The 7,026-nt window shown below is 45.2% G+C and carries 3 protein-coding genes; 1 reads left to right on the top strand and 2 read right to left on the bottom strand.

Annotated features, from left to right (window positions below; translation table 11 throughout):
• Positions 1-377: 377 nt before the first annotated feature.
• Positions 378-3,449 carry a glycerol-3-phosphate acyltransferase gene (locus QUA40_RS26920; RefSeq protein WP_333131551.1) on the bottom strand — a complete coding sequence of 1,024 codons (3,072 nt, stop codon included), beginning with the start codon at positions 3,447-3,449 and terminating at the stop codon, positions 378-380.
• Between the two features lie 211 nt (positions 3,450-3,660).
• On the opposite strand from QUA40_RS26920, the gene psb35 reads away from it, so the two are divergent.
• Positions 3,661-3,873: a photosystem II assembly protein Psb35 gene (gene psb35 / locus QUA40_RS26915; protein WP_333131553.1), complete on the top strand. Its 213-nt coding sequence runs from the start codon at positions 3,661-3,663 to the stop codon at positions 3,871-3,873.
• A 575-nt stretch (positions 3,874-4,448) separates the two neighbouring features.
• Here psb35 and QUA40_RS26910 read toward each other — a convergent pair.
• Positions 4,449-6,677: a SpoIIE family protein phosphatase gene (locus QUA40_RS26910; RefSeq protein ID WP_333131549.1), complete on the bottom strand. Its 2,229-nt coding sequence runs from the start codon at positions 6,675-6,677 to the stop codon at positions 4,449-4,451.
• Positions 6,678-7,026: the final 349 nt, after the last annotated feature.

The following is a 7,026-nucleotide window of genomic DNA, read 5'->3' as shown; positions in this document are numbered from 1 at the left end:
GCACTTTATTCTCGATCGCGCGCTCAAAACCCAGGCTACCTCAAGTGCGATCGATATATTCAGCAAGCCCTATTTAAAGGCGGCTACTTTTAGCTGCAATCATTTTTTAGGCTAAACTACCGCGAAAATGGTTTGAGTGCGGGTAGAAAAGTGGGGAACTATGTTGTCCAGCATTTCTTAGAGGCTTAGGAAAGTCGGGGTGGGTTTACGAGATTATTGGTTTGAGCTTACATCTTTCACCATTTTCAAGAACGGGCAAGATGCCCGTTCCACACAACTCAATTTTATTGTGGAAAAGGCATCTTGCCCGTTCCGCAAGATGCCTTTTCCACAAGAAATCAACTCTTTGTGGAACAGGCAGGAAAGCCTGTTGCTAATTATTCGAGCAATTCTACAGTGCCGAGATACCCGTCTACTCGTACTTTTTGACCGTCCCGCAAGCGAGTTGTAGCTTCAGCAATATTCATAACTGCGGGAATTTTGTACTCGCGAGCAATGATTGCTCCGTGAGATAGTTGGCCGCCAACTTCGGCGATAATTGCTGTTGCTCCTAATAGCAGGGGTGCCCAACCTGCATCGGTGTAAGGAACTACTGCGATCGCATTTTCTCCTAAATCCGTACTCGCGGTGCGGCAAATCTTGACAAAGCCTTCGACACGACCAATACTTGCTGGAATTCCCTGGATGATATTAGTTGCGGATGTTGCAAGTTCGATCGCCCTTGTCTGAGAATTTGGCAGCAAATTGCCGTAGACGACGGGGGGAATCGCACGATCGCGATCGGCTACCAGGCGATCGCGCCTTTCCCTAATTGTATCCTTAAACCAAACACTCGCACCGCTACGAATCCACTGCTGAATTTCCCCAAATTCCAGATAAAAAATATCCCCGCTTTCCTGAAACACCTGCATTGCCAATCCGCAAGCTTCAATCTCCAAAAAAGTCCAGCGTAGGTGAGCCAACAACCGCGCGTAAATTTCGCTAATTTCGTTTTTGACGAGCGCTCTTTCCTGACATTTATCTAACCGCCACTTCTGCCAAAAAGTCAAGCTTAATTTCCGCTTTTCGACTAAATTAGTGGTGGCAGGTTTTTGAGCCATAGTTATTAGGAGTTTTTGGTAAACTTCCGGTTGTTCTCGCCAAGTAGGAACAGCAATATCAGTTCCCACTTCGCTCAAATATCCGTAAATATCAAGCCACTTTTCAAATTCTGCTTGTAAAGCCGGAGTTTCCGCAAAGGTCTGTGCTAAATTTGCGACTGAAACAGTTTCGTCAGCCTGCGAAACAGCAGCTTGCCGCAATTTCTTAGTCAACTGCTGTAAAGCTCGCACAGAAGCAATTTCAGGAGCGCTGTCATTAGCCAGCAAATCATCATTAACGCGAAAAATTGCCTTGCGAATAGCCAGCCCGATCGGCCCTAATATATTGTAGTAAGTAATCGGTTTCAGCCACTCCTGAATTTGCTCCGATCTCTCCAACAAGTCTGACAAATATTGATAGTCTTCTCGCTCATTCTGCGACATCAATCCGTTAAATCCCGTACATTGCTCGTTGCCGAACTTCTTGACATCCGTTACATCCGTAACATAATCCGTTGCCGAACTTCCTTCTTCCTGATCCAGAGTTTGCAGTGCCGGGAGGAAAATAGAAGTGCGATCGCATTTAAATTCTGCATTCAGGGCCCTCTCCCGCTGCACCAAACGCCACAAACCCGGCAAAGAAGGCAAAATCTTCCCCAAAGGTGGCTTGCCCATCTTTTGCCCTCTCAGCAAAAATTCCAAACCCTGCTCCGGCAATCCCATCATCCGAAAGATTTCGCCCAACAAAGTCGCATTAAAATAGGCGTGAGAACCCAGCAAAGTAGCCGTTTCATTAAAGTTTAAGCCACTGGCGCGATCGCCCAAAACCACCTGAAAAATCTCTCCCCAAACCCCGCAAGTCAGCGGCCGATTAATCGACCAGGTTAGGGGACGAATTGCACCGGGAATCACTTCGGCTGCAATAGTTCGCGTCCAAAAAGGCTGCAAATTAGTAATTGGGCGGCTTTGCAAAATCCAAACTTTTTCCCCGTCCCAACTCCACTCAATATCCTGCGGAATTCCGTGAAAAAATGCTTCGATAGCTTGCGCTTGTTTGACTAATTCTGCTATAACTTGTTTATCAATAATTGAATTAGTTTCAAGTCCGCTTAATTGTTTTTCTAAAATTTCAGGTGTACTAAAATCAATTTCCAAATGAACCGGAGTAACTTGTCCGCCGACAACAGATTCAGCACCTCCCGGCAGAGCTTCAATAATAATTTGGGAACCGCCATCTAAAGGATTGCGACTGAACATGACTCCCGCAACTTGGCTGTCAATGTAAGGCTGAATCAATACAGCCATTTGGGTATCGGGGAGTTGTCGTTGGCGGCGGTAAGCAACAGCTTCGGAAGTCCAATAAGACTGGCGGCAGCGATTAATGCCGTCGATCAATTCTGCTTCAGTGAAAACAGGGCCAATAGTTTGATATTGTCCGGCGGCGGAACTGGTATCGCCATCTTCTCCCGCAGCAGAAGAACGGACTATCATTCGATTTTGGATTTTGGATTTTAGATTTTGGATTAAAACATCAATACTTGACAAATGCTCGGCATTTTTCTTTTCCCCTCTTCCTTCTTTCTTCTTCCGTCGGACTTCTTCCTTCTTACTTCGATCCGTTACATCCGTTACAGAATCCGTTGCCGAACTTCCTTCTTCCTTCGATGACAATACAAAACCAGCGGGTACGTTAAAACCTGCGCGTTTCAGTTGAGACAATTTAGCAGCTTTATCGCCGCAAATTGCAGCATCTAAGGAGTCATCTAGAGAAAACAATTGCTCTGATTTAGATAAAGCCCTATCATCACCCTGACTGAGATTAATTGCTGCTAGCAACAAAGCTAATCCTGCTGCTGCTAAAAATTCGGGCATAGATTGTCGCCACACCAAAACCCAGATTGGGGTACACAGACACCCGCAACGGGAAGCAAAGAGTCTCGCCCGATCGCCCTCACCCCACCACCGCTGTGCCAAACCCCACACCAGCAGCCCCCAAATGCCCGATGATACAGCCATCGGCGGCGAAAATACCAAAAGACCCCAAACAGCGTTGGTCACGCCTCCACCCCGGGCGATCGCATATCTGCCCGCAACTAGCGGAATTAACAGGGCAAGTGCGATCGCAGGTGTATCGGGGAAACAAAATCGCCCCGCCAAAACCGGTACAATACCCCTGGCAATTTCCGCCAACACCGCAGCAATTCCAGCTAATTTCCCCCCGTGAATGAAAGCAGCAGACACGCCCACATTCCCCGTACCCAGCACCCTCAAATCTCGGCGGGTAAACACTCGCACCGCCCATCCCGTTAGCGGTAAAGCACCCAGGCTGAAACTGGCAGCCAACAGCAATGCTATTGTCCCCAACGGCATAAAATCAGCTCTCCTATTTTCAACCTCTAACCATTATGACGGCAATTCTGTCACTTTTTCTGTCTTCAGATATATCAACAAAACGGCATTAGCACTTAAGATAATGTAAAAGTAGAGTAAATAAGGATTTAGCCTAATGATAGATCTCAGCTTGACCACTCCCATGGCTGTTCTTGTTGCACCCATCAAGCGAGTAATGATTGATCTGCTGATGCAGCAGCCCGTGCCGGAATCAAGTGTCAGCTTGACGACTCCAATAGCAGTTCTTGTTGCTGGCTTTATTGCCGCAGTTACGATAGGCTCGATCGCCTGGTATAACTCCAAGCGTCCCCCTGGTTGGGAATCCAAAGAACGCCCTGATTTTGTACCGAAAGTTGATAAAGACGATTTGATTGCTGATGTTTCTGATTCAAAGAAAAAATAGAACAAAGCTGTTTGAGATCAGAAAAAGCTTGGATAAGAATAGGAATTACCCTTGCATATATCGGGTAGGGTGCGCCTCGGCGCGCCTTACGCTATGTAGAAAGACTTTGGGTGAGTAGTTTTGATTGAACGATAGCACTAATGTCAAAAAAGGGATCGATCGCTGGGGGGATGAGCGATCGATCCCTTTTTTGACATTGATGCAAAATATGATTTCACACATACTGTAAGTTGTTAGCGCTGAATTTAAATTCCGCAGGCACTGACTTCTAAGTGAAAATCCTAAAAATACTGATGTTTTATTAAAAATAAAAAAACTTGGTAAATCTCATAATTTAGAATAAATTGGACATCCTAATTTTAGCTGTTATTGAAAAGCAACCGATATATTTAATCATAGGAATTTAGACATTGACTATAGCTTTGGGTTTCTATTGAGATTCAGGCTCTGTGGAGAGGCTGCCTTTGAGAAATCGCACCACCTCCTCGTAAATTTGACGGTTAATGCGAGCGCCCCGACGACCATTTCCAGTTTAATGTCATAAGTTTATTTTTTCTCTTGTATTGGCGATCGCTCTAAACCAATGTGGCTGCTTGAGCCTGTAACTTTTCTTCTACGCCTAATTTCGTCCGCTTCACAACCAACAGCGTAATATCATCAAATACTTTTTGAGTGCCGATATATCGCCGTAAATCGTCAATCACCGCTTGCTTGATTTCTTCAGCAGACAAATGCCAGTTTTGGCTAATGACTTCACACATCGCCTCCACGCCATATTGTTTTTTGTTAATGTCTTTTGCTTCGGGAATACCATCGGTATATAGCACTATACCATCTCCTGGGTGTAGCTCCATTGAAATATGACTGATGAACTCAGCAATGTCATCATCAAGAGCAATCGGAAAACCTAAATCCATCGTGTCTATTCGCTCAACCTGTCCACCGTTTCGCACAATGATTGTTTCTTCATGCTGACCACTGATGCTGACTTGTCCTTCGGAGTAATTTAAAATCGCTAGGGTGAGACTTTTCTCGGAGTTCATCCGCTGGACGTTTTTGTAGAGCGTGCGGTTGATTACATCTAGAAACAACACCGGATCTAGTTCGCGGATCTCATTGAGGGTACGAACGGCGGTTTGCGCCATCAGCATCAGGATGCCACTTTCGAGTCCATGTCCAGTGACATCGCCGATGCCAAGAGTGACAACGCCATCGGTGTTTAAAACATCATAGTAGTCGCCGCCGACTTCATCGGCAGCCTCCATGTATGCGGCAATATCAAGTCCTTCAATTTCCAGTTCAGAAGCATTGGGCAGAATCATTTGCTGCATTTGACGCACGATATCCAATTCAGCACCCATGCGGAGATTGTCTTCCTTAAGTCTCTTGTTGAGGGTAATAATTTCGTCATTGGCGCTTGCCAGTTCCGCCGTGCGTTCTTTAACTTTATCTTCTAACGTTTCAAACGATTCCTTCAGTTGCCATGCCATGCTGTTGAAGGAATTTTCCAGTGTATCAATTTCCTTGATTTCAATAAAGTTAGTAATGTCTACTCGCTTGTCGAGATTACCAGCAGCAATTTCTTTTGAGGCTTTAGTCAGTTTAAGAATGGGACGAGTCACTGAACTAGCAGTCAGAATTATAATCACCGTCCCTCCAGCAAAAGTCAACAAGCACAGTAGAATTGTAGTATGTGTGTTGGCATTGATTCTAGCCATGAAGTCGTTTTCAGGAACAACGACCACTGCCAACCAATCAATTCCCCGGCCATCTTGAATAGGTAATACTTGAATATAGTGCCAGGCCCCATTAATCTGAGCTTTCAACTGTTTGCTGCCATTGATAGCCTTAAAGTTACCAAAACGTTCAAGTAAATGCTGAGCAGTCGCTTTCAGGGTAGCATTTGAACTTTTATCTGCCGGAATACGCTCGATTTTGCGATCGTTCTCCTGACCAATTACTTTAAACGGCTGCGGAATGGTTGAGCTAGCGACTAAATCGCCTGAGCGCTCAATGATGAAACTTTGGCCATTCGGGCTGATGTATAGCTTTTCAATAAATTGAGTGATTCGCACCAAGGTAATGTTCATACATAGAACACCCAAAAGCTGCCCCTTTGAGTCGTAAATGGGCTTGACTGACGCAACCTCCAGAGAGGTATTCTGGCGAGAGAAGGCTGGAAAAATGGGACTCGAAGAGGATTTACCAGCCTGCTTGGCGGCTTTATACCAGGGTCGTTCCCGGGGATCATATTTTGAACTTTTCAGGAATTTTTTTGGATTGCCCTCATCGTCTAGCTCATATGTTTCTCGCTCGGGTGCGGTGGCGTTTGTCCTTATTTTGAGCTGAAAAGTTCCATTCTCCAAACGTTCAACTCCGACAAACTCACCCTGTTCATTTCCAAAGGAGGGATAATTTGCCAATTCACTTTGCACCACTTGCCAGAAATAGCGCCTCAATCCGTCAAATTCGTCGAGATTGAGATTGCCACTTTGGACGCCTGCATAAGTGGTTTGTAATACATCATAGGGTTTGTTTAGATAGGCCAAGACCTGTTGTTCTATGCGGCTACTAATCTCACTATTTAACTGTTTCGCTAAGTCATCGATCGCCTTCTGTGCATTACGAAAAGACAGCCATCCTACCAACCCCGTTGAAGCAAGGATAGGAATAATGAAGGGAATAATTAGAACCGTACGGAGGGGAAACTTATTCAACCGCAAAACTTTGGTTGGAGAAGCTTTCTCAGGTGATTGCGGAAGGGGCGGTTCAGAAAGTTGGGTTTTTTGGAGATTGGTTAGCATGGGATAACATTTTCTTCCTGGCTGAGTTTAAAAACAATAGGTTGGCCTGGCTTTCGCGAAGCTGTCACTAGGGGCTTTCGTAAGTCGGACGAGATAGCATCTTGCTCTCAACTAGATGAGTTTAGATTGACTAAAAGACTTGATTTATAAGGACGGAGAGATTTAATTATAGAAATTGAGGCGGTGACTACGGCTTTTGGAGTTCTTTTGAGATTCAGCCTCTTTTTTGGCACTGCGTTTGAGATATCCTACCACTTCCTCGTAAATTTGACTGGGTGCATCTCACTTTGGCAAATACATCAAATTGAAAGTTGACCGTTGAGATAAGCACAGCGAAGAGCAAGGATAG

It is taken from the genome of Microcoleus sp. Pol11C3, from assembly GCF_036701485.1.
In the GTDB taxonomy this organism is placed as follows: Bacteria; Cyanobacteriota; Cyanobacteriia; order Cyanobacteriales; family Microcoleaceae; genus Microcoleus.
The sequence above is the reverse complement of the archived record's forward strand: the minus strand, read 5'-3'. Positions and strand labels throughout refer to the sequence as shown.